Annotated in this window: 20 protein-coding genes; 13 read left to right on the top strand and 7 right to left on the bottom strand. The window is 61.5% G+C overall.

Going from position 1 to position 22829, the window contains the following annotated elements; genetic code table 11:
• Window positions 1-23: 23 nt before the first annotated feature.
• The 13 genes from fliJ (at window position 24) to ACSQ8V_RS17825 (ending at window position 13819) form a co-directional block, all read left to right on the top strand.
• A complete protein-coding gene (gene fliJ, locus ACSQ8V_RS17765; RefSeq protein WP_213767914.1) occupies window positions 24-473 on the top strand; it encodes a flagellar export protein FliJ in 450 nt (149 codons plus the stop codon).
• Between the two features lie 45 nt (window positions 474-518).
• Entirely contained in the window at window positions 519-2033 is a 1515-nt protein-coding gene (locus ACSQ8V_RS17770) for a flagellar hook-length control protein FliK (protein WP_436206487.1), read from the top strand.
• Window positions 2034-2639: 606 nt separating this feature from the next.
• Window positions 2640-3134, top strand: coding sequence for a flagellar basal body-associated protein FliL (gene fliL / locus ACSQ8V_RS17775; RefSeq protein WP_213767912.1), 495 nt, complete (start codon window positions 2640-2642; stop codon window positions 3132-3134).
• 115 nt (window positions 3135-3249) lie between these two features.
• Window positions 3250-4248 (top strand): flagellar motor switch protein FliM, encoded by a 999-nt coding sequence (gene fliM / locus ACSQ8V_RS17780; protein ID WP_213767911.1) that lies wholly within the window; start codon window positions 3250-3252, stop codon window positions 4246-4248.
• Entirely contained in the window at window positions 4241-4678 is a 438-nt protein-coding gene (gene fliN, locus ACSQ8V_RS17785) for a flagellar motor switch protein FliN (protein WP_213767910.1), read from the top strand. Before fliM ends, fliN begins: the two co-directional genes overlap by 8 nt.
• Window positions 4675-5187, top strand: coding sequence for a flagellar biosynthetic protein FliO (gene fliO / locus ACSQ8V_RS17790; protein WP_436206488.1), 513 nt, complete (start codon window positions 4675-4677; stop codon window positions 5185-5187). The genes fliN and fliO overlap by 4 nt, the downstream gene beginning before the upstream one ends.
• Window positions 5187-5963: a flagellar type III secretion system pore protein FliP gene (gene fliP / locus ACSQ8V_RS17795; RefSeq protein ID WP_255631700.1), complete on the top strand. Its 777-nt coding sequence runs from the start codon at window positions 5187-5189 to the stop codon at window positions 5961-5963. The genes fliO and fliP overlap by 1 nt, the downstream gene beginning before the upstream one ends.
• 29 nt (window positions 5964-5992) lie before the next feature.
• Entirely contained in the window at window positions 5993-6262 is a 270-nt protein-coding gene (gene fliQ / locus ACSQ8V_RS17800) for a flagellar biosynthesis protein FliQ (RefSeq protein WP_213767908.1), read from the top strand.
• A gap of 2 nt (window positions 6263-6264) precedes the next feature.
• A complete protein-coding gene (gene fliR, locus ACSQ8V_RS17805) occupies window positions 6265-7056 on the top strand; it encodes a flagellar biosynthetic protein FliR (protein ID WP_436206489.1) in 792 nt (263 codons plus the stop codon).
• A gap of 113 nt (window positions 7057-7169) precedes the next feature.
• A complete protein-coding gene (locus tag ACSQ8V_RS17810; RefSeq protein ID WP_436206490.1) occupies window positions 7170-8624 on the top strand; it encodes a DUF3375 domain-containing protein in 1455 nt (484 codons plus the stop codon).
• Window positions 8625-8626: 2 nt separating this feature from the next.
• The gene (locus tag ACSQ8V_RS17815; RefSeq protein ID WP_436206491.1) at window positions 8627-9277 is read left to right on the top strand and encodes a DUF4194 domain-containing protein; all 651 of its coding nucleotides are present in this window, start codon (window positions 8627-8629) and stop codon (window positions 9275-9277) included.
• A complete protein-coding gene (locus ACSQ8V_RS17820) occupies window positions 9270-12644 on the top strand; it encodes an ATP-binding protein (RefSeq protein ID WP_436206492.1) in 3375 nt (1124 codons plus the stop codon). The genes ACSQ8V_RS17815 and ACSQ8V_RS17820 overlap by 8 nt, the downstream gene beginning before the upstream one ends.
• The gene (locus ACSQ8V_RS17825) at window positions 12641-13819 is read left to right on the top strand and encodes a Wadjet anti-phage system protein JetD domain-containing protein (RefSeq protein WP_436206493.1); all 1179 of its coding nucleotides are present in this window, start codon (window positions 12641-12643) and stop codon (window positions 13817-13819) included. Before ACSQ8V_RS17820 ends, ACSQ8V_RS17825 begins: the two co-directional genes overlap by 4 nt.
• Before the next feature lie 82 nt (window positions 13820-13901).
• Here the strand turns inward: ACSQ8V_RS17825 and ACSQ8V_RS17830 are convergent, their stop codons facing one another.
• The 7 genes from ACSQ8V_RS17830 to ACSQ8V_RS17860 form a co-directional block, all read right to left on the bottom strand.
• Window positions 13902-15017: a Fic family protein gene (locus ACSQ8V_RS17830; protein WP_436206494.1), complete on the bottom strand. Its 1116-nt coding sequence runs from the start codon at window positions 15015-15017 to the stop codon at window positions 13902-13904.
• A 217-nt stretch (window positions 15018-15234) separates the two neighbouring features.
• Window positions 15235-16503 (bottom strand): flagellar hook-associated protein FlgL, encoded by a 1269-nt coding sequence (gene flgL, locus ACSQ8V_RS17835; RefSeq protein WP_213767901.1) that lies wholly within the window; start codon window positions 16501-16503, stop codon window positions 15235-15237.
• Between the two features lie 10 nt (window positions 16504-16513).
• On the bottom strand, window positions 16514-18466 hold the full coding sequence (gene flgK / locus ACSQ8V_RS17840) for a flagellar hook-associated protein FlgK (RefSeq protein WP_436206495.1): 1953 nt from the start codon (window positions 18464-18466) through the stop codon (window positions 16514-16516).
• 324 nt (window positions 18467-18790) lie between these two features.
• The gene (locus tag ACSQ8V_RS17845; RefSeq protein WP_436183220.1) at window positions 18791-19540 is read right to left on the bottom strand and encodes a flagellar brake protein; all 750 of its coding nucleotides are present in this window, start codon (window positions 19538-19540) and stop codon (window positions 18791-18793) included.
• Window positions 19541-19950: 410 nt separating this feature from the next.
• A complete protein-coding gene (gene flgJ / locus ACSQ8V_RS17850) occupies window positions 19951-20931 on the bottom strand; it encodes a flagellar assembly peptidoglycan hydrolase FlgJ (RefSeq protein ID WP_436206683.1) in 981 nt (326 codons plus the stop codon).
• A 57-nt stretch (window positions 20932-20988) separates the two neighbouring features.
• Entirely contained in the window at window positions 20989-22119 is a 1131-nt protein-coding gene (locus ACSQ8V_RS17855) for a flagellar basal body P-ring protein FlgI (protein ID WP_436182985.1), read from the bottom strand.
• Window positions 22120-22121: 2 nt separating this feature from the next.
• The gene (locus ACSQ8V_RS17860) at window positions 22122-22805 is read right to left on the bottom strand and encodes a flagellar basal body L-ring protein FlgH (RefSeq protein ID WP_213767898.1); all 684 of its coding nucleotides are present in this window, start codon (window positions 22803-22805) and stop codon (window positions 22122-22124) included.
• Window positions 22806-22829: the final 24 nt, after the last annotated feature.

Consider the following 22829-nt stretch of genomic DNA (forward strand, 5'->3'; position numbering starts at 1 on the left):
GACAATTTAGGAATCTGACGTCCATGTCCAAGCATCTGCCGATCAAGACCTTGATCAACCTCGCGGAAGAAGAACTGGAGGCCGCCACGAAAAAGCTTGGCAAGCTCCAGCAAGAGCGTGACGAGGTGGAGACGCAGTTGAACTCGCTGATCACGTATCGCGACGAGTATCACGCGCGTTTTACGGCATCGGCGCAGGAAGGCACGACCGCGCAGACGCTGCGGAATTTCCAGGCATTCGTCGATACCCTCGACTCCGCCATCGGCCAGCAGCGCATCTTGCTCGTGGGCGCGAACCAGCGACTGGAAGCGGCCAAGCCCGAATGGCAGCAGCGCAAGCAGAAGCTGGGTTCATATGAAGTGCTGGCTGCGCGCGGCGAGGCCGTGAAGGTCAAGCAGGAAGCACGGATTGAACAACGTGATTCCGATGAGCACGCCTCCAAGATGTTGCGGATGCGCGCCGAAAAGGCATGAAGTTTTTAGCGATTTTTATCGTGTACAAGATACAAGAGGCCATGTATGTCGACCGTTAATTCTGCCAGCACGATGCTTAGCTTGAGCGCTGCCCAATCGCGGAATGCGGCGGCAACGTCGGCAAGCGATAGTGCGGCGGCATCGTTTGTTTCGACGCTGCACAACATAACCACCAAGGCTAACGAGGAAGCGGTGGCTCAGGCGCGAGTGCAAGCACAGGCGCAGGCGGCGAAAGCTGCGGCGGCGGCATCGGCGGCGCGTGGCAGTGTTCACGACGCACCCAAGCCCGACGATGCTTCAACTGCACAGGCTAAAGCGGCGGCGGAGCAGGCCGACAGCGCGGACCAGGCGGCGGGGGCGAGTTCTACGGCTTCATCGGCGTCATCAGCTTCATCCGCGGCTGATCAAGCGCAGGCTGCGACTGCATCTACGACGGCGGCTGACGCGAGCGCTGCGGACGAGGCGGCTCAGACGGATGCGGCGACGGCACGGCCCGAAGCCACAGCGACGGCAGCGGCCGCGACTGCGGCGGCGACCGCAGCGGCCATGTTGAGGGCACGGGGTGGTGCGGCCGCCGATCCTGCGACGGCTGCGACTGATCCGGCGACTGCCGCGACGGATGCGGACGCAACGGACGCGACCTCTTCCACGCAGTCGAAGGACAAGTTGAGCGACGCGCAGGCTGCAGATGCGCTTCACGCCGGGCTCTTGCAGATGGCGAATACGCAGGGTGCTGCGACGCCATCGCCCGATGCGGCAGCGGCGGCAGCCGCAACAGCGGCGAATGGAGCGAATGTGGCCAACGGTGCGAATGTGGCCGTGGGTGGCAAGGGTGGTGGTTCGAGGGCATCGAACCGGGCGGTATCGATCACGTCGTCGGCGGGTGATGGGGGGAGCCGTTCATCGACGACGCAGCAAGCTGGCGCGACCTCGGCGGCGCAACAAGCCGATGCGCCGGCTCAGGCTTCCGCGACACCGGCTGATGACGGCAGTGCTGCTTACAAGTCGACAGCGGAGGCTGCTGCGCATTCGGCTTCGATGCAGGCGTCCGCGACGACGGGAAGCGCGCCGGCCCAGAGTGCGGCGACGGCTGCGGGCAGTGCGGCGATTGCGCCGCATGTTGGGTCGAGTGGATGGGATGAGGCGTTTAGCCAGAAGGTGGTGTTTTTGTCGAACGGTCATCAGCAGAGTGCTGAATTGACGTTGAACCCGAAGGACCTGGGGCCGTTGCAGGTGGTCTTGCAGGTCACGGACAACCATGCGCACGCGTTGTTTGTGTCGACGCACGCGCAGGTTCGGGCGGCGGTCGAAGCGGCATTACCGACTTTGCGTGAAGCGATGCAAGGCAGCGGGATATCGCTTGGCAGTGCGAGTGTGAGCGATGGTTTTGCGGGTCAGCAATCGGGTCAGCAGGGAGATGGAGCGTCATCGAATGGGGGGCGAGGCGGCCGCGGCTCGGGCGAAATTGGCGGTGTTGATAGCGGGGGGAGCGTGGATGTGCTGAGCACGATCAGCATGCCGGTGCGCAGGCAAGTTGGGTTGGTGGATACGTTTGCTTGAAGCATGGGGCGAGCGCAATGCTCGCCGCGCGAGCTATAAGCGGGGCGTTTTCCGGTCAAACCGAGACTTGCCGACTTTAGCGCGGCGATGGTCTGAAGAACCGTAAAGGTCATTGAGCGCTGGTGCTTGCCCGAGAGCGTTGGGGGCGAAGCGTGTTCGTGTCAGGATTCGCGAGAAGGAGGGTTTCAACCATCCGTCGCTCTGGCGAGCACCGTGCTTTTGGGGCACCTATGAATGAAAACTGCACGCTGTGGACACTTAGGGTAGTGTGGTTGAAAGCGTTTTCTTTGCTTCGTTTCTTTGTCGCTTTGGACAAAGAAATGACGTGCTGCCACGCACAGTGGCTAACAGTGATAAAGAGAAAATCCAACTCTCGCAGACCACCACGGCCGAAAGCAGCAACCCAGCATAGACCCCGACCGCTAACCCCAAAACCTGGCAACCCGGCACACCCCCCGCCTCCACCCCCAAGCAACACCCAAAAACCGCCCCCCAGTGCCAACACCCCCCAAACTCACGAGTTAGCCCTAATAACCCCTTCTGTTCGACCCATCGCAAAACCTCACTTTCGCCAACAATTCAGGCTACAGAAAGAGGTTCGCAACCATGGCAAGCACCACCGCAACTCAACAACCCATAGTCACCGTGAAGAGCGGCAAGATGAAGCGCATCTTGCTGATCGCGGCGGGTCTTATCGTTTTGCTGGGCGCCGGCGGTGCCGGTGTGTATTACTACCTCCTGCACAAGCCCGATTTGGGCGCATTAACAAAGGCGTCGCTCTCTGCGCCCCCGGTGTTTTTCCCGCTGGAATCGATGACCGTCAACCTCCAGTCCGACGACACCATGCATTACTTGCGTATCGGCTTGACGTTGAAACTGCCGGACCAGAAGGCACAAGCAGCACTGGGCGAACGCATGCCGGAAGTACGCAGCCACATTCTGATGTTGTTATCGGCGAAACGGCCGGAGGATCTGGCGGGCATCGACGGCAAGCGTGAGCTCGCGAAAGAGTTGCTGGAGACGGTCCAGAAGACCGGCGGCACGCCTGACAGTCCGGCGCGTGTCCAGGAAGTGTTGTTCACGGAATTCGTCGTTCAATAATCCGCGCGGCAACCCTCGCCTTCAGCCGCTTTCGCAGAAGCAAACGTTCAAGCCAACTGCAAGAAGCGCGACCGCCAAACATCAAGCAACCGCGCACAGGAACCAAGGAACACTCATGGGCCACGAAGAGTTCATGTCGCAGGAGGAGGTGGACGCCCTGCTCAAGGGCGTCACCGGGGAAGTCGACGCAGTCGCCGACGAAACACGCTTCCACGGCGTGCGCCCCTACAACCTCGCGACGCAGGAACGCATCGTCCGGGGCCGGATGCCGGGCCTGGAAATCATCAACGACCGCTTCGCGCGCCTCTTGCGCGTGGGCATCTTCAACTTCATGCGGCGCTCGGCGGAAATCTCGGTCGGTCCGGTGAAGGTGCAAAAGTACAGCGAATTCACCCGCAACCTGCCGATCCCGACGAACCTGAACCTCGTCCACATCAAGCCGTTGCGCGGCACGTCGCTGTTCGTGTTCGATCCGAACCTGGTGTTCTTCGTCGTCGATAACCTCTTCGGCGGCGACGGCCGTTTCCACACGCGCGTGGAAGGCCGCGAGTTCACGCAGACCGAGCAACGCATCATCAGCAAGCTGCTGAACCTCGTGTTCGAACACTACGCGGCATCGTGGAAAAGCGTGCGTTCGCTTAACCTCGAATACGTTCGCTCGGAAATGCACACGCAATTCGCGAACGTGGCCACGCCGAACGAGATCGTGATCGTCACGCAGTTCTCCATCGAATTTGGTACGACCGGCGGCACGCTGCACATCTGCATGCCGTATTCGATGATCGAACCCATTCGCGACATCCTCTCCTCGCCCATTCAAGGCGAAGCGCTCGAAGTCGATCGCCGCTGGATCCGTGTGCTGTCGCAACAAGTGCAGGCGGCCGAAGTGGAACTCACGGTGGATCTGGCGGAGATCGGCACGACCTTCGAAAAGATTCTCAACATGCGAGCGGGCGATGTCCTGCCGATCAACGTGCCCGAAGTCGTCACGGCAAAAGTGGACGGCGTGCCGGTGATGGAATGCGGCTACGGAATTTTCAATGGTCAATACGCGTTGCGCGTCCAGAAGATGATCAGCGCAAGCGACACGATGAAGGAAGGTGGATATGAGTGACGTAACTGAACCAGGCACGCTGCCGTCCGATCCGCTCAAGGGCGAGGACTTTGGCATGGACGACTGGGCGAGCGCGCTGGCTGAGCAGAACGGCAATGAAACGCCGGCGGCGGCTTCATCGGCGGGATTGTTCCAGCCTTTGTCGAAAGTCGAAGCGCCTTCGACGCGCAATGACATCGACATGATTCTCGACATCCCCGTGCAGATGACGGTGGAACTCGGGCGTACCAAGATCGCGATCCGCAACCTGCTGCAACTGGCGCAGGGTTCGGTGGTGGAACTCGATGGCCTGGCGGGCGAACCGATGGACGTGCTGGTCAACGGCTGCCTGATCGCGCAGGGCGAAGTCGTGGTGGTCAACGACAAGTTCGGTATCCGTCTCACCGACATCATCACGCCGTCCGAACGCATCAGGAAGTTGAATCGATGAAACGCTTCGCCGTCGCTTTCACGACGCTCGCCACGGCATTCGCAGCTCACGCCGCCGACATGAACGCCGTCAATCACGCGGCGCAGATTACATCGGGCGTCGGCGCGGGCACGGCCGTACCGTCGCTCGGCGTGGGCGCGGTGCTGCAAACGCTGCTCGGACTGGCGATCGTGATTGCGTTCGTGTTCGGCTGCGCGTGGCTTGCGCGCAAGTTCGGCGTGGCAGGCACCAAGCGCACGGGACTGGTGAAGGTGATTGGCGGGGCGTCGCTGGGCAACAAGGAGCGCGTGTCGGTAGTGGAGATTGGCGACACATGGCTCGTGCTCGGCGCGGCGCCCGGCAATGTGCGGCTGCTGCACACCATGCCGGCGGGATCGGTGGAACTCAAACCCGACGGCCTCCCCACCGAGGGCCAGGCGCTGCAAGGCAGTTTCGGTCAACGTTTTCGCGATGCCCTTGCCGGTGAAGCGACCAAACGTCTGCAAAAATTCGCAGGCGGGAGCAAGTAATGCAGGTTCGTTTTTTTGCACGCTGCGTGAGACTGGCGAAACTGTTGCTACCCGTCGTCATGCTGGCCCTCCCCTACACCGCTTTCGCCCAAAGCACGGCAGGACTTCCCGCATTCAACACCAGCCCTGGCCCGAACGGCGGCACGACGTATTCGCTCAGCGTCCAGACGATGCTGCTGCTCACGATGCTGTCGTTCCTGCCGGCCATGCTGCTGATGATGACGGGCTTCACGCGCATCATCATTGTGTTGTCGCTGTTGCGGCAGGCGCTGGGCACGACCAGCACGCCGCCTAATCAGGTACTCGTCGGACTCGCGCTGTTTCTCACGCTGTTCGTGATGTCGCCGGTCCTCGACAAGGCTTATGTCGACGCGTACAAGCCGTTCTCCGACGGCACCATCACGATGGATCAGGCCATGACGCGCGGCGTCGCGCCGTTCAAGCAATTCATGCTGCGCCAGACCCGCGAGGCTGATCTCGCGCTGTTCGCCCGGATCGCCAAGGCGCCGCCGATGAACGGTCCCGAAGACGTGCCGCTCTCTCTGCTGGTGCCGTCGTTTGTGACGAGTGAGCTTAAAACCGGCTTCCAGATCGGCTTCACCATCTTCATTCCGTTCCTGATCATCGACATGGTGGTGGCGAGCGTGCTGATGTCGATGGGGATGATGATGGTGTCGCCCACCACTATCTCGTTGCCGTTCAAGCTGATGTTGTTCGTGCTGGTGGACGGCTGGCAGTTGCTGATCGGCTCGCTCGCGCAGAGCTTCGTATCCTAAAGTCAGAGAAAGAGAACGAGACTCACACGATGACCCCAGAATCCGTCATGTCGATCGCGCACCAGGCCATGTACGTGGCGCTGCTGCTCTCGGCTCCGCTGTTACTGGTCGCACTGGTGGTCGGCCTGGTCGTGAGCCTGTTCCAGGCCGCCACGCAGATCAACGAAAGCACGCTCTCGTTCATTCCGAAATTGCTCGCCGTGGCGCTTACGCTCGTGATCGCCGGACCGTGGATGATGGAAATGCTGCTCGACTACATGCGCCACGTTTTCACCATCACGCCCGCCATCACCGGCTAGCCATGTTCTCCGTCACTTACGCGCAGCTCAATGTCTGGCTGACGTCGTTCCTCTGGCCGTTCACGCGGATTCTCGCGTTGATCGCGACCGCGCCGATGCTCAGCCACCAGGCCATTCCGATTCGCGTCAAGGTGGCGCTCGCGGGATTCCTGGCGCTGATCGTGGCGCCGACTATTGGCGCAGTGCCGCAAGTGACGGTGTTTTCCGCCGATGGCGTGCTCATCCTCATCAATCAGTTCCTGATCGGCGCGGCGCTCGGCATGACGATGCAGATTGCGTTCGCTACCATCGATGCCGCCGGCGAGTTCATCGGCATGCAAATGGGCCTGAGTTTTGCGATGCTTTACGACCCGCGTGCCGGCGGGAATTCGGTGGTGATATCGAGTTATCTGAACACCATCGCCATGCTGGCGTTCCTTGTGTTCGACGGCCATCTGCAAATGATCAGCGCCCTTGTGCAGACATTCCAGAGCGTGCCGGTGAGCGCGAATGTGCTGGGCTCAGCCGTACACGCACGCGGCTGGCAGACGCTTGCGACCTATGGCGTGAGCGTGTTTTCGACGGGCTTGCTGCTCTCATTGCCGGTCGTCGCCGCGTTGCTGATTACCAACCTGGCGCTTGGCATCCTGAATCGCGCGGCGCCGCAGATCGGGATTTTCCAGGTGGGTTTTCCGGTCACCATGCTGGTCGGATTCCTGCTGCTCCAGTTGATGATCCCCAACATGATCCCGTTCTTTCAGCGCATCTTCGATAGCGGTATCGACCAGATGGGGCGCGTGGCGGCTGCGCTTTAGATTCTCGTCGGCACGTAACAAATCAACCTCACGCGCTTGGCGGTTCCGCCGCGCGGCTATCATTCAGTTATTTCCCCTCCCATTCCCTTGGCCGGCGGTCACGCGCTTCGCCCATGAACCTCGACTATTTCACCCTCGACCAGTTGCGCCAGAATCATCCGGCGTGGCGCCTCCTGCGATCCGATCACGCCCCCCTTGTAGCAAGCTTCCTGCAACGGACCTTCATCGCGCCCAACGTGCGGGTCATGTCGCAAGCCGATCTGGCCGAGGCGCTGGAGGACGAACTGTTCGGCCTGCGCGAACAATTGGGATCCGCGGCCTTCCCGAAAACGGCGCAGAGTTATCTGGACGACTGGGCCGCCAACGACAAAGGCTGGCTGCGCAAGTTCTATCCTCAAGGTTCGGACGAACCTCACTTCGATCTCACCCCCGCCACCGAGAAAGCCATCGCGTGGCTAGGGACGCTGGTGGAACGCAGCTTTGTCGGCACCGAGTCCCGGCTGCTCACCCTGTTCGAATTGCTCAAGCAAATGAGCCAAGGAAGTGAAAGCGACCCGCAGGCCCGGATCACGGAGTTGCAGAAACGGCGCGACGACATCGACGCGGAAATCGCCCGAGCGCTGACTGGCGATATCGCACTCCTCGATGCCACCGAGCTGAAAGACCGGTTCCAGCAGTTCATCGCGTTAGCGCGGGAACTCCTGACCGATTTTCGCGAGGTAGAGCAGAATTTCCGTGGCCTGGACCGGCGCGTGCGCGAGCGCATTGCGCTATGGGACGGCGCCAAAGGTGCGCTGCTGGAGGAAATCCTTGGCGAGCGCGACGCCATTTCCGACTCCGATCAGGGGCGAAGTTTTCGCGCCTTTTGGGATTTCCTGATGTCGAGCAGCAGGCAGGAAGAGTTGTCGATGCTGCTCGAACGCGTGCTGGCGCTGCCGTCCGTCGCAGAACTCAAACCCGATGGCCGCACGCGCCGGGTGCATTACGACTGGCTGGAAGCCGGTGAGCATACGCAGCGAACCGTGGCCACGCTTTCGCAGCAGTTGCGACGGTTTCTCGACGATCAGGCGTGGCTGGAAAATCGCCGCATCATGGACATCCTGCGCGGCGTGGAGATGCATGCGCTGGCTGTGCGAGAGCAGCCGCCACCCGGTCAGATAATGACTATCGCCGACACCGCCGCGGACATCGAGCTCCCCATGGAAAGGCCGCTGCACGTCCCGTCTTTCAAACCGCGCCTGGCCGATATCGCGCTGCAAGCCGGTGACGCCAACGTGGACGCTGGCGCGCTCTATTCGCAGGTCGTGATCGACCGCGAAAAGCTTGCGCGGCACATCCGTCATGTCCTGCAGGATCGCGCTCAAGTGACGTTGCGTGAGCTATGCGACACGCAACCGCTTGAACACGGTTTGGCGGAACTGGTGGCCTACCTGCAACTCGGCAGCGACTCTTTTACGACAGTGGTGGATGAAAAAGCGGTCGATATCGTGACTTGGCAAGGCAAGGCGCCAAGCGGCGAGCAACACACGCGGCAAGCCAGCTTTCCGCGCGTCATTTTTGTGAGGTAAGCATGCCGGATCAAGATTCAGACGTAGCTACACCCTCCACAGCCGGTCTCTCCAGCGTGGTTATTCCGCTGCTCAAAGGCGTCTGCTATAGGGACAGCGACCCCGCTCTCTGGCACGCCTTGCTCGAACTGCAAGCCCGCGTGCGCGATTATGTTTCGGTACTTGGCCTCACGCTGGTGCTGGACGAAGCGGAGGGGTACGCCTTTTTACGCGCGCGTCCGGAGGAAGACGGGGCAGATGACGAACCCAAACTGCCGCGTCTCGTCGCACGGCGGCCGTTGTCGTTCCCGGTCAGCCTGCTGCTTGCGTTGCTCAGAAAGAAGCTGGCCGAATCTGACGCAGGCGGTGCGGATACTCGCCTCATCCTCACGCGCGAACAGATCACCGAACTGATGCGGGTATTTCTGCCCGCCGGCAGCAACGATGCAAAAGTGGTCGATCAGATCGAGACGCATGTCAACAGAATCGTCGAACTGGGATTCTTGCGACGGCTCAAACCTGGGGCAGGTAAACAGGAAGGTCCGGCCGCGTTCGAGGTGCAGCGCATCCTGAAAGCGTTCGTGGACGCTCAGTGGCTCGCTGATTTCGATGCAAGGCTCGCGGCCTACCGCGCTCAACTCGATGGTTCAGCGGAGGCAGACGCCCATGACTGACATGCAACTGCCAGGTCTCGACTTCGTGGCCGACGACGCGCTGTCGGGTTTCCGCCTTCAGCGCCTGGAGGTCTACAACTGGGGCACCTTCGACGGCCGCGTTTGGGTGCTGAATCCGCACGGCGAGAACGCGCTGCTGACGGGCGATATCGGCTCGGGCAAATCGACGCTGGTCGACGCGGTCACCACGCTGCTCGTTCCGGCGCATCGCATTGCCTACAACAAGGCGGCCGGCGCGGACAACAAGGAAAGATCGCTTCGTTCGTACGTGCTCGGTCACTACAAGTCAGAACGCAACGAGGTCAGCGGTAACGCCAAGCCTGTCGCGCTGCGGGATCACAACAACTACTCCGTCGTCCTGGGCACCTTTCATAACGCCGGCTATGACCAGACCATCACGCTCGCCCAGGTCTTCTGGATGAAGGAGCCGCACGGCCAGCCCGCAAGGCTTTTTGTCGGCGCCGAGCGCGCATTGTCGATAGCCGCGGACTTCGCGAACTTCGGCACGGATATCGCGGCATTGCGCAAGAAGCTGCGCGGCCTCGGAGCAGAAGTATTCGATAGTTTCCCCCCGTACGGCGCGTGGTTCCGCCGTCGCTTCGGGATTGAAAACGAACAGGCGCTGGAACTGTTTCATCAGACCGTATCGATGAAGTCCGTGGGCAATCTCACCGACTTCGTGCGCAGCCATATGCTCGAGCCCTTCGAGGTTGCACCGCGGATTGCCGCCTTGATTGCCCATTTCGACGACCTGAATCGCGCGCACGAAGCGGTGCTCAAAGCCAAGCGGCAAATGGACCGTCTCACGCCACTCACCGACGACTGCGACCGATACGCCAAGCTATTGCTCCAGGTGGAAGGACTGCGCGCATGCCGTGAAGCGCTTCGCTACTACGCCGCAGGCCTGAAACTTGGCTTGCTTGACAAACGCATCGCGGGATTGACGGCGGACTGGGAAAGGCAAGACGGCCAGATCAGGCGGCTCGAAGCCTTGCGTGACAATCAGCGCGTGGAAGAAAGCGAACTCAAGCGCAACATCGCCGAGAACGGCGGTGACCGCCTGGAGCGGCTTGACGCCGAAATACGCAAGAAGGACCTCGATTGCGACACCCGCAAACGCAAGGCACAGCATCATGCCGAGCTGGTGTGTGCCGTCGGCGAGCATCCGGCTGAAGACGAAGCCGCATTCCAGGCGTTGCGCCAACGCCTGTCCGCCCTGTCCGAGTCCGCTCAGGAAGCAGACGTTCGCTATCAGAACGATCTGACCGAGCATGGCGTCAGCCTGCGTCAGGGGAAACAGGAGCACGACGCGTTGTCGGCGGAAATCGACAGCCTGAAAAGCCGTCGAAGCAACATTCCCGCGGAACAAGTCGCCATGCGCGTGGCATTGTGCGAGGCGCTCGATCTGCCTGAGGCGTCACTCTCGTTCGCCGGCGAACTGCTGCAGGTACGCGAAGACGAGCGCGATTGGGAAGGCGCGGCCGAACGGCTCTTGCGCAGCTTCGGCCTGTCATTGCTGGTCCCTGACACGCATTACGCGGCGGTCGTGGAATGGGTCGACAAAACCCACCTCCGGGGACGGCTCGTGTTCTTCCGGATCCGGTCGGGCGTTCGTGGCGAACTGCCTGCGCTGCAGGCCGATTCCCTCGCCCGGAAGCTTGCGATCAAGCCGGATTCGCCCTTCTACGACTGGCTCGAACGCGAGGTCGCACACCGCTTCAACGTGGTTTGCTGCAGCACGCAGGAACAGTTCCGCCGTGAAACGCGGGCAATCACGCGTGCGGGCCAGATCAAGGCGCCGGGTGAACGCCATGAGAAGGACGACCGTCATCGCCTGGATGATCGCAGCCGATATGTACTGGGATGGACCAACGAAGCCAAGATCGCGGCCCTTGAAGCCAAAGCCCGGCAGTTGGCCGCTCAACTGAGCGAACTGGGCAGTCTTGTCGCCAAAATCCTGGCCGATCAGAAAGCGTGCAAGCATCGGTTGACGGTACTTTCGAAGCTGGAGGAGCATGCCGAGTTCCGTGAACTCGACTGGAATTCACTCGCGGTTGAAGTAGCTCAATTACGCGATGAAAAGCGGCTGCTCGAGTCGGCGTCGGACATGCTCGCGCAACTGACCGCGCGGTTGAGTGAAGTCAGCGCGGCGCTGAAGAGCACGGAAAGCCAGCTCGACGAGCACAAGGACGCGCGTTCCCGAACCGGCGAAAAGCAGAGCATCGCGGAAGAATTGCGCACGCAGACCCGCGCCATTCTCGATGACCCCGGCTACGAAAGCTACACGGCTTATTTCGGGCAACTGGAATCGACCTGGCACGAAGTGCTGGGCAAACATCAGCTCACGGTGGAATCCTGCGACAACCGCGAAAGCGACCTGCGCGGATTTCTTCAGACCACTATCGACGCCGAAGACAAGAAAGTCTCACGCCAGCGCGACAAGATCGTCCAGGCAATGAGCGCCTATAACCTCGCTTTCCCGCTGGAAACGCAGGAAGTGGACGTTGCCATTGAATCGGCGGGTGAATACCGGATGATGCTGGACAAGCTGAAGGGTGATGATTTGCCCCGGTTTGAAAACCGCTTCAAGGACCTGCTGAACGAAAACACGATTCGGGAAGTGGCCAACTTCCAGTCGCAACTGGCGCGAGAGCGAGAGACGATCAAGGAACGCATCACGCGCATCAACGAGTCGCTCACGCAGATTGACTACAACACGGGGCGCTACATCGTGCTCGAAGCGTTGTCGACGCCCGACGCGGATATTCGCGACTTTCAAAGCGAGTTACGTTCTTGCACCGAAGGCACGCTGACGGGTTCCGACGACGCCCAATATTCGGAGGCCAAGTTTCTACAGGTCAAACAGATCATTGAACGCTTTCGCGGACGTGAGGGTTTGGGTGAACCGGATCGCCGCTGGACCACCAAAGTCACCGACGTACGGAACTGGTTCGTATTCGCCGCCAGTGAGCGTTGGCGTGAGGACGATACGGAACACGAGCATTACTCGGATTCCGGTGGCAAGTCGGGCGGTCAGAAGGAGAAGCTCGCCTATACCATTCTCGCGGCCAGCCTCGCTTACCAGTTTGGCCTTGAATGGGGCGCGGTGCGTTCCCGCTCGTTTCGCTTCGTGGTGATCGACGAAGCGTTCGGCCGTGGTTCCGATGAGTCCGCGCAATACGGCCTGCGCCTTTTTGCGCAGCTCAATCTGCAACTGCTGATCGTCACGCCCTTGCAGAAAATCCACATCATCGAGCCCTTCGTCGCGAGCGTGGGTTTCGTCGATAACAAGGAAGGGCGGGAATCGAGATTGCGCAATCTGTCGATCGAAGAGTATCGCGAGGAAAAAGCAAGGAAGGGCCAATGAGCTGGACCACGCCAGCCGATCTGCGCAAACAGGTCATGCGGCTTTGGGAGCGGGGAGAATTGCTCGGCAGCCTGGCCAGGGGCGAGTCGCTTTTTCCCAGGCGACTCATGCTCAAGGGTCCTTCATCCGCCGAGATCGCCGATCGATTCGAGGAGATCCGGCAATGGATCATCGAGCTTCGGGCGATTACCCATTGCCGCGTCGAAATGAGGGAGTTCAGGCATCGGGTATTCGGCGCCAATGCTTTGCCGGACGCCGTATGGCTCGATTCGCTCGAGTACGCGGTGGCCTTTATCGGCAAGCAACGGGAAACGGCCCGCTTCGCAGCGTTGCTGGAAACGACGCGCACGCGGGAAGCGCGTTTGCTGCCGTGGCTTGCCGAGCGGCCGCTGCGCGCGCTCGAGCTTGCCGATGTGTGGAGCAAACTGCTGGATATCTGTGAGTGGTTCCAGGCTCATCCGCGTCCCGATGTCTATCTCCGGCAGGTAGATATCCCCGATATCCACACCAAGTTCATTGAGGGTCATCGCGGCGTGCTGGCGGAGTTGCTCGATCGTGTCTTGAGCCCGGAGGCGGTCGACCCGTCGCGCTCCGGCGTGAATCAGTTCGCCAGCCGTTTTGGCTTGCGCGAAAAGCCGTTGCGCATCCGCTTTCGCGTGCTCGACGCGGACAAGGCGCTGTTCCGGACTACGCACGCCACGCAAGACATTACGCTCGATGCCGCGAGCTTTATCGAACTCAACCCTGATGTTGGCCGGATTTTTATCACCGAAAACGAAATCAACTTCCTGGCCTTTCCGCCAGTCAAGGACGGCATGGTCATCTTCGGTGCGGGATATGGCTTCGAGATGCTGGCCAACGCGCAATGGCTTACACGTCGCCAGATTTATTATTGGGGCGATATCGACACCCACGGCTTCGCGATCCTCGATCAACTGCGCAGCCGGTTCGATCATGCGGAGTCGTTTCTGATGGACCGCGAAACGTTGCTGGCATTTGCGTCGCAATGGGATCGGGAGGAACAGCAAACGCTGCGCGATCTGCCGAGACTCAACGAGCAAGAGCAGGCCCTGTTCAACGACTTGCGCGATAACCGGCTGCGTAAAAACCTGCGTCTTGAACAGGAGAGGATTGGCTTCGGGTGGGTCGAGGCGGCATTGGCTGCGCTGGCGTAGCCCGAGATGTTCGCGCGGCGTTGCGGCATGGATTTGGACCCGGCCTACGATCACGCACGGGACAACGGGAACGCGCAGGACTTCAATCAACCAGTTCGTACGCCGTGCTGCGCCCGCCCGACACCGATCTGCGCAGCACCCCCAACGCCACCAGTTCGCCGATGTCCCGTAACGCGGTATCCGGCGAACACTTCGCGATCGCCGCCCACTTGCTGCTGGTCAGCTTGCCATCGAAACCATCCAGCAGCCGGTTCAGCAGCTTGATCTGCCGCTCGTTGAACGGCGCGGCAGCCCAGCGCTGCCAGAAACGCGTCTTGACCAGCACCGCGTCCACCGTGTGCTGAGCGTTGTCCACCGCGCGATGCAGCGCGTCCAGGAACCACGCGAGCCACGCGGTGACATCGAGCGATCCGCGCTGCGTCTGCTCAAGGATGTCGTAATAAGCGCCGCGCTCCGACTGGATTTGCGCCGACAGGCTATAGAAGCGCTGCGGACTGCCGTCGGCGCGAGCGAGCAGCAAGTCGCCTATTGCCCGGGCGATACGGCCGTTGCCGTCGTCGAAAGGATGCAGCGTGACGAACCATAGGTGCGCCAGCCCGGCCTTGATCACCGGCGCCACGGCCGAGTCCTGATTAAGCCAGTCGAGAAAACGCGTTGTCTCGGCGTTGAGGCGATCGGCCGGCGGTGCCTCGAAATGAACCCGCTGACGGCCGATAGGACCGGAGACCACCTGCATGGCGCCGTTTTCGTCGTTACGCCATGCGCCGATCTGGATCCGTGACATACCGCTGAAGCCTGTCGGGAACAACGCCGCGTGCCACGCAAACAAGCGCTCGCGGGTCAGCGGGGCATCGCAGCGGGTGGTGGCGTCGAGGACCATTTCAACCACGCCCTCCACGTGCCGGTCGACCGGTGCAAGCGCGCCGATATCCACCCCAAGCCGGCGCGCGATAGACGATCGGACCGAATCCGCATTCAGCCTTTCCCCTTCGATCTCGCTGGTCTTGAGCACCTCCTCCGTGAGCGCGGCCAGACTCGCCTGATTGCGCAGGGTCAAACCGACATCGGCTAGCCTGCCGTGCAGCAACCCCTGGGCGCGACTGACCGCGGCCAGTGGCGCGGCGATCATCGACAGATCGTAGCGCCAGACCGGCCAGTCAGGATCCTCCCAGACAAAAGTCCATTCTCCGCGTTTCATGCGGTGATTATGAGGCGTAATCACCGCAAAGGGCGATTTATTCTCCGCATAAAATGCGGAGAATAAGGCGGCTATTCACCGCATCGGTTCCCACACGGCGTTCAACGGGCATCTACATGCTCCCCATGACCCAATAAAAAGGGCCGCCCTTCAAACCGGCGGCCCAAAACACATCCTACAACCCACATCAATTCCTTCCCCGCTCGCCCCCCGGCGCTTAACTGCTCAAATAGTTGAACAACGACATCTTCTGGATCTGCGCAAACGCCTGTTGTGCGGCCTGCAGCGAGTTCTGCGTCAGTTCGTACTGGCTGATCGCACTGACCAGATTGACGCTCACCAGGTCCGACAGGTTGCTGGCGGTCTGGGTCGAGGTCGTCTGCGTCGAGAGCTGCGTTGCCGAGACTTCCTGTTCGCGGCCACCCACGGCCGTCTGCGTCGTCAGCACGTTGTTGTACGTGTTGCTGATTTTCGAGCCCGCGGTGGTCAGCGCGTTTTGCAGCGTCGCCTGCCCGGCCGCCGTATCTGCCGGCTGTTTCAGTGCATTCACCAACGAATCTAGCGTCGTGAAAATGTCCGTATCGCTGATATTGCCGGTGTTCGCCGGCGCCACGGTGAACGTATCGCCCGATGCCGGTGTGCCGGAAATAGCGACGGTCTGCGAACCCAGCGTGATGTTGTCGCCGGCCGTATAGGGCGTCGGGGGAGTCACGGTTGTGGTTATGCCTGTCGCCGGATCTTGAGCCGTAACCGAATACGAACTGACTGTCGTGGGCGGCGTGCCGGTGGTCGTGGTCCCGAAGGTGATGGCGTAGGTCGACGAGTTGGCCGGGTCGCTGCTGTCGGTCACGCTGACCGGACCGATCGTGCCCGAACCCGTATTGGCGGCCGATCCCGCCGAAACCGGCGTGCTTTCGTTCGACGAAACGCTTTGGAATATTGCTGAACCCGGATCGGCTACGTTGATCGTGCGGGTATCGGAAATCTGCACCTGCCGCTGCCCGGGGCCGCCCGCGTAGGTCGCGCCAACGCCCGATGCGTTGTCGACGAATGGCTGCGAGCCGCCCTGGAAGCCGGCAAAGATGTAGTTGCCGTTGCTGTCGGTGGTGTTGGCAAGCGTCATCAGCGTACTGCGATAACCCTGGAGCTGGGTCGCAAGCGAGGTCCGGTCGGTGTCGTTGAGCGTGCCATTGCCGGCGTTCACCACCAGCGACTGGATGCTCTGCATCACGGTCGTCACGCTGGTGAGCGTGGCGTCTTCCTGCTGCAGCGAGGTCAGCGCGGACGACTGGTTGGTCGTGTATTGCGCGAGGTTGGACGCCTGCGCGGTCAGCGCCACGGCCTGCGCGGCGCCGAGCGGATTGTCTGCAGCGGTCTGCAAGGCCTTGCCCGATGAGATCTGCGCGTACATGTTGGCGAGCGATGCCTGCTGATTGCTCATCGTCTCGACGTTCATCGTGAAGTACTGGGAGCTGGAGATGCGCATCGTGAAAGCCTCAGTTGAAAATGCCGAGCAGCGTCGTGAACAGCGTGGAGGCGGTCTGGATGACCTTGCTGTTGGCCTGGTACAACTGCTGGTACTGAATCAGGTTGGCGGCCTCTTCATTCAGGTTCACGCCTGACACCGACTGCTGCGCCGACGTCGCCTGCGTGAGCACGGCGGTCGCCGACGTACTCGAACTCTCCAGATTGTTGGTCTGGTTGCCGATCTGGTTGACGTAGTTCGCATACGCGCTCGTCAACGAATCCGTGCCGCCGTTCAGCGACTTCGCCGACCCCAGATTCGCCATCGCGAGTGCATTGCTGCCGTCGCTGCTGCCGCCCTTGTTCGCGCCGATGGTGAAGGTATCGCCGTTTGCCGGCGTGCCGGTGATCGTCGCGCTGACATTCGTGCCGTTGGATATGGTGAGGCCCTGGGCAGGGTCGTAGGCGAACGGCACGCCCGCCCCGACGGTCGTGCCGTCCGGCAACGTGACCTGCAGGTTTGACGTCATCTGCTGGGTGGTCGCGTTGTACGTCAACGTCATGGCGCTCGGGATCGAATAACCCGCGGTCACCGTCGCCGCCGAGATGTTCGCGGTGCCAGCGTTGCTCGCTCCCGCCGATGCCACCGCCGGGGACGCCGCCGCAATTGCGGTCGGGTTCGTGGTCACCAGCGAGAAGGCGGCGAGCGCGCCGCTCGTCGGCTGGATGTTGAACGAATCGCCGGCCTTCATGGTGCCGCTGGCCACCGAGATATTCAGGCCCGCAATCGTGCCGCTGACCGCGCCGGTCGTCGGATCGGGCGTGATGGTGCCAAGCGACGCGCCGCTTGCGCTGTCGGTGAGCGTGTAGTTCGTGCCGTTGTAGGAGAGCGTGTAGTTGCTGCTCGGCGGCTGGGTCGGATTCGCAATCGATACGCTTAACTGAGCACTGCCCGTATTGCGCGCATTCGCATAAATGACCGGGCTGCCGGTCGAGAACAGCGCGGTGCCGGGATTGCCGTTCAGGTCCACGCCCAGCGCGTTTTGCTGGTTCAGTTGAGCGGCGAAACTGGTCGCGAGCGAACCAAGCTGGGCTTGCGCGGGATCGAGCGACTGACTGCGGAACGCGAGCAATCCGCCTACCGTACCGCCGCCGAAGGTAGAGTCCGGCAGATATTGCGTTTGCGCGGGCGTCTGCGGCGAGCCGTCCGGCGATGCATACGCGATCGACAACTCGCTCGGGTCCGACGCCGACGTCACCGCCTGCAGTTGATACGCCGTGGTACCCGAGACCAGCGGCTGACCCGTGCCGATCGACACGTTGTACGCGCCGTTGACGGTGGTGACCTGCACGTTCGTCAACTGGCTCAGGTTCGATACCGCCTGATCCCGTGCGTCGAGCAACTGGTTCGGCGGCTGCCCCTGTGCGCTCGCGGACGCAATCTGGCCGTTCAGCGTGGCGATCTGGTTGGTGTAGCTGTTGATCTGCGTGACCGCGCTGGTGAGCGACTGGTTAACGCCGGAGCGGAGCTGGTTGTAGTTCGCGGCGGCGGCGTTCATCTGGTTGACGAGCGATTGCCCGGCGCTCATCAGCGACTGGCGCGTCGACGTCGTGGCGGAGCTGTTCGCCACCGACTGCAAGCCGGTGAAATAGCTCGTCATGCCGGCGCCAATACCCGTGGTCGGATCGCCCACGAGGTTGTTCAACTGCGACAACATCGAGTAGTAGGTGTTCAGCGAACTGCTGTTGGACTGCGCGTTATTGAGCTGCGTGGTCAGGAACGAGCTATATGAACGCGCGACGGTCGCCGTATTGACGCCGGAGCCGAGATAACCCGAGGTCGTGTATTGCCCCGACGCTTCCTGGTACACCGGCTTCTCCAGGGTGTAACCGGGAGTTGCGGCGTTGCTGATGTTCTGTCCGGTGGTCGTCAGACCCCATTGGGCTGCATTAAGACCACTGACGCCGATATCGAATAGGGACATGCAAGGAATCCTGGTAAAGGCACGAAGCCCGGGCCGCCGCTGTTTGACGACAACTGGTGTATATCGGCCGATTGCAGAAAAAGTTGAATCCCGGCGCGGTGAATCGGAGCGCGGGTGAATTTCATCGCAAAGTGGGCGCCGTCCGGCTCAAGCCCCGATGAAATCCGTGCGCGCACTGCGCCATGACGGATTATTCAACGGCGTGGATCGGGGCAATTGGTGAAGCAGCGAGGAGATTGGGCGTCAGTTCGCCGGATGGACGGAGTACTGAAGAAGCGTTGAAGCGCGGGCGCAGCGAGCACGGGGCTCGCCGCCGTATCAAAGTTACCGCGCGAGCGACCGGCGTTTCATCTCGAGTTGGGTAATCAGGCGCTGCAGCGTGTTTTCGGCTGACCCCGGCAAGCTCATGAACTTGAAGCCGAGCGTATAACGCAGATCGCCCCGTGTATTCACGGTCTGCCGGTTCGACATCAGCTGCAGGTCGAGGACCACTTTACCCGGGTTGCTGAAGTGCAGTTCCACGGAATGCAGGATCAAGCCGACTTCCATCGATGCAACCCGCTCGTCCATGGTCCGCAGCGCAACGCCGCCCAGCGAGAGGTCGTTCACCTCAAAGCGAAAACGCTCGCCACTCGGCAGTTCGCCGCTGCAGATGTACGGATCGAGCACGGGCGCTTCCACGCGGAAATACTCGCGCCGCTGCATGTAGAACAACACCGGCGGAAAATCCGCTTCAAACGCCGGGCGCCCTTCGAAGGCGATTTCACGCGGCGTGCCGGTGGCGAATTCAACACGGATTCCGTCGGGACTCGCGTGGAACATCAGGTTTTCCGTGCGCAGCATGGCCTGGTTCTGCTCGGGAATGCCACCCCAATCGAAGACAAAGGTGCGCGCCGCCGGATTCACGTCGAGCAGGCGGGTGACGATCTGGCCCGTGCCGTGACCGACGGTCAGAAAATCGGCTCGATTAACGAGGTTGCGCAGGGAGACGCCGATTTCCAGCGGGTTGCGCCGGCCGAAATCGGGAAGGTCGGACTCGTCGTCTGCGATGTCGGAACCGTTTGGCGGATTCATGTTCATGGTGCTTGCCGTGTTCGTTTGCTCGCTCACGTCACGATCCCCGAGACAGTTCGAGCGTCCAACCGGACCCGGTGGGTCCGGCACTTCGATGTTTCATTTAGCGGCAACCGGGATCGAATATTTAGGGTTGGCTGTAAAAAAACTTTCCTAATCCCGTATCCGGCGGCCGAAAACGTTCGCAAAGCGCGCAAATCGAAACGAACCAGCACGTTCTCTCTCCATTTCGATGCGTCCCGGCCGACTGCCGTCCGGGCGCACCATGCACCCGTTCCTCGCCGTCAGCCTGCATCGTCTTTTATTGCGACATTGGCCCCGTCGCTTTTCACACCTTACTCGTAATACGTTTCGTCCACTTATATTAGATGCTGCAAAAGGTGCGCCAGTTCGCACTCAGTCCGCACCCATCAAGCAATGTGCCGCATGATCGAAATCAACTTTTTAGCGTATTGCGGGTCGGTTGCGTAGCCCGCTTTCTGCATTCCGTGCGCGAAACCGGCGGCATCGCGCGACGCTTCCACGACTGGCGCGTAGCGCGGATTGCTCTTGAGCACGCTGGCGTAGTCGGTGAGTGCGTCCTCGTACGAGTCGTAGGAGCGGAATTTTTCCACCACTTTCTGCGGCTTGCCGTTCACGTATTCCGTGGTCACCGCGCTCGTGGTCTTGCCGCTCCAGTCGCTGGTCGCCTTGATGCCGAACACGTTATGGCTCGAGCTGCCGTCGGTGTTCTTGATCTGGCGCTTGCCCCAGCCGGACTCGAGCGCCGCCTGACCGATGATAAACCGCGCCGGAATCCCGGTCGCCGAGCTGGCGGCCTGCGCCGGCGCGGCGAGACGGTCGACGAACGCGGCGACCTTGTCCGAGCCCACACCGCGCGCGGGCGGCGTCAGCGCGCTGTCGGCGCTGTAACCGTTACCGGCAAGCGATGCTTTCGACGAAGCCGTCGACGAACCCGCCGCGTTCGCATACGCCTTCGCCATCGCGTTCATCGCGGCCATGTTGCCGGCGTTCGCGCTGGTGTCGCCGCTCGCGCCCGCGCCGTCCGCCTGCGTTCCCGCGCTGGCCCCGGCGTTGCGCATCAGTTGCTTGAGCATCATGTCGGCTACGCCAATGCCCTTCGCCCCCATGTTTTGCGCAAGCTGCTGGTCGAGCATCGACGTGAAAGTCGCGCTGTCGTGCGAATCGAAGGGACCGTCCGACGGCGTGGCGTCCCGCATGCTCTTGAGCATCATCTGCGTGAAAACGGCGTCAAACTGCTTGGCCGCCGCCTTCAACCCCTGTTGCGGCGCGGCGTTGGCCTGGGCGCGCATGGCGTCGAAGCCCTGCACGTCGAGCGCAAACCGGTTCGACAACGAACCCAGGCCGTTCCCGGTGTCGGTTGTATTCATTGCTGCGAGCGCGTTGCTTGTCGTACCGGTCCCGTTCGCGTTCATGACCTGTCGCCTTTAAATAATTTCAAGATCGGCGCGCAACGCACCCGCCGCTTTCATCGATTGCAAAATCGAGATCAAATCCGCCGGCGTCGCCCCGAGGGCATTCAACGCCTTGACCACGTCCGCGAGCGTCGCGCTTGCCGCTACCGACTTGAGCGCGCCCGTGTCCTGCTTCAACTGGATACTTGACTGCCGCGCCGCCACGGTCTGACCGTTGGAGAACGCACCCGGCTGGCTCACGGCGGTCTGCGTGTTGATCACCACGGACAAGTTGCCATGCGCGACCGCGCAGTTCTGCAGCGTGACCATCTGGTTCATCACGATAGAACCCGTGCGCGCATTGACGATCACCTTCGCCGCGGCCTGCGACGGCCTGACATCGATATTCTCCAGCTGCGCCATGAACGACACCACTTGCGACGGGTCGCTCGGCGCGCGCAACTGGATCGTGCGGCCGTCGAGCGCGATCGCCGTGCCCATGCCGAAATCGTTGTTCACTGCCGCCACGATCTTCTGCGTGGTGTCGAAGTCGAGCGTGTTCAGTTCCATCGTCATGACGCCGCCGGCTTGCGTCACGGCCGCGGGCACGGCCCGTTCGACCAACGCGCCGCCCGGAATGCGGCCCACCGCAAGCTGGTTGACCTGGACCCGGCTGCCGTTGGCGCTGGCGCCCGCGCCGCCGACCGCGAGATTGCCCTGCGCCATGGCGTAGACCTGGCCGTCGGCGCCTTTGAGCGGCGCCATCAGCAGCGTCCCGCCGCGCAGGCTCTTGGCATTGCCGAGCGACGACACCGTCACGTCAATCGCTTCGCCCGGCCGCGAGAACGGCGGCAGCACAGCGGTCACCATCACGGCGGCGACGTTCTTCAACTGCATGTTCTGGGTGGTCGACGAATTCAGCGTAATGCCGAGGTTGCCGAGCATGTTTACCAAGCTTTGCGTGGTAAACGGCGTCTGGGTGGTCTGGTCGCCGGTGCCGTCGAGCCCGACCACGAGGCCATAGCCAATCAGCGGATTGTCACGCACGCCCTGGAACGAAACCAGGTCCTTGAGGCGCTCCGCTTGAGCTGCCTGCGGAAGTGCGGCAACGAGCGCGGCAACAAACGCCAGCGCAATGAAAGCGAAGCGAGGAATGAGTTTCATGATCAAAAGGGCGCCACGTTGAGAAAGAAGCGCTGCAGCCAGCCCATCTGCTGCGATTCATCGATATAACCCTTCGCCGAATATTCGATCTTCGCGTCCGCCACCTGGGTGGAAAAGACCGTATTGGTGCCGGAGATGGTCGTCGGATTGACGACACCCGAAAAGCGCACGAATTCGTTGCCCTGGTTGATGAGCATCTGCTTCTCGCCGCTCACTTCCAGGTTGCCGTTGGGCAGAACACCCGTGACGGTAACCGTCAGCGTGCCGTTGAAGGTATTGGCCGCGCTTGCGCCGCCCGCGCCGTTGAAACCGTTGGAACCGCTGGCGCTCAAATTGGTGTTGTGGAACAGCCCGCCGAAGATACCCGGCGTGACCGGCACGGCGAACGCCTCGCTGGCGTTACGCGCCGCATTCGCTGCCGATGACTTCGTCGCGTTGACGTTTTCCGCGATCACGATGGTGATGATGTCGCCGGTATTGCGCGGCCGCTGGTCCTCGAACAGCGGCCGTCCCGCGTAGCCCGCGTTGTAGATCGCGCCCGGCGATGCCGAATTGAGCGGCGGCGCCGGCGGGCGCGCGGTCATCGGCTGCTGGGTGATCGGCTCTTTGGGCACGAGGGCGCAGGCCGCCAAGGCGACCAGCGCGACCATCGATACGCTGAGAGTCCGTGAAAATTGTGATGACATCTTCGTGATCCTTCGGAATTACGC

Origin of the sequence: Caballeronia sp. LjRoot31 (assembly GCF_964253885.1) — a bacterium.
Classification (GTDB): Bacteria; Pseudomonadota; Gammaproteobacteria; order Burkholderiales; family Burkholderiaceae; genus Caballeronia.

Bases quoted from the DNA above. Each gene is read 5' to 3' on its own strand.
- flgK (WP_436206495.1), bottom strand. From the start codon at position 18,466: ATGTCCCTATTCGATATCGGCGTCAGTGGTCTTAATGCAGCCCAATGG.
- fliN (WP_213767910.1), top strand. From the start codon at position 4,241: ATGAGTGACGTAACTGAACCAGGCACGCTGCCGTCCGATCCGCTCAAG.
- fliJ (WP_213767914.1), top strand. From the start codon at position 24: ATGTCCAAGCATCTGCCGATCAAGACCTTGATCAACCTCGCGGAAGAA.
- ACSQ8V_RS17815 (WP_436206491.1), top strand. From the start codon at position 8,627: ATGCCGGATCAAGATTCAGACGTAGCTACACCCTCCACAGCCGGTCTC.
- ACSQ8V_RS17845 (WP_436183220.1), bottom strand. From the start codon at position 19,540: ATGAATCCGCCAAACGGTTCCGACATCGCAGACGACGAGTCCGACCTT.
- ACSQ8V_RS17855 (WP_436182985.1), bottom strand. From the start codon at position 22,119: ATGAAACTCATTCCTCGCTTCGCTTTCATTGCGCTGGCGTTTGTTGCC.
- fliL (WP_213767912.1), top strand. From the start codon at position 2,640: ATGGCAAGCACCACCGCAACTCAACAACCCATAGTCACCGTGAAGAGC.
- ACSQ8V_RS17820 (WP_436206492.1), top strand. From the start codon at position 9,270: ATGACTGACATGCAACTGCCAGGTCTCGACTTCGTGGCCGACGACGCG.
- flgL (WP_213767901.1), bottom strand. From the start codon at position 16,503: ATGCGCATCTCCAGCTCCCAGTACTTCACGATGAACGTCGAGACGATG.
- fliR (WP_436206489.1), top strand. From the start codon at position 6,265: ATGTTCTCCGTCACTTACGCGCAGCTCAATGTCTGGCTGACGTCGTTC.
- flgJ (WP_436206683.1), bottom strand. From the start codon at position 20,931: ATGAATACAACCGACACCGGGAACGGCCTGGGTTCGTTGTCGAACCGG.
- ACSQ8V_RS17770 (WP_436206487.1), top strand. From the start codon at position 519: ATGTCGACCGTTAATTCTGCCAGCACGATGCTTAGCTTGAGCGCTGCC.
- fliP (WP_255631700.1), top strand. From the start codon at position 5,187: ATGCAGGTTCGTTTTTTTGCACGCTGCGTGAGACTGGCGAAACTGTTG.
- ACSQ8V_RS17830 (WP_436206494.1), bottom strand. From the start codon at position 15,017: ATGAAACGCGGAGAATGGACTTTTGTCTGGGAGGATCCTGACTGGCCG.
- fliO (WP_436206488.1), top strand. From the start codon at position 4,675: ATGAAACGCTTCGCCGTCGCTTTCACGACGCTCGCCACGGCATTCGCA.
- ACSQ8V_RS17810 (WP_436206490.1), top strand. From the start codon at position 7,170: ATGAACCTCGACTATTTCACCCTCGACCAGTTGCGCCAGAATCATCCG.
- fliQ (WP_213767908.1), top strand. From the start codon at position 5,993: ATGACCCCAGAATCCGTCATGTCGATCGCGCACCAGGCCATGTACGTG.
- fliM (WP_213767911.1), top strand. From the start codon at position 3,250: ATGGGCCACGAAGAGTTCATGTCGCAGGAGGAGGTGGACGCCCTGCTC.
- ACSQ8V_RS17860 (WP_213767898.1), bottom strand. From the start codon at position 22,805: ATGTCATCACAATTTTCACGGACTCTCAGCGTATCGATGGTCGCGCTG.
- ACSQ8V_RS17825 (WP_436206493.1), top strand. From the start codon at position 12,641: ATGAGCTGGACCACGCCAGCCGATCTGCGCAAACAGGTCATGCGGCTT.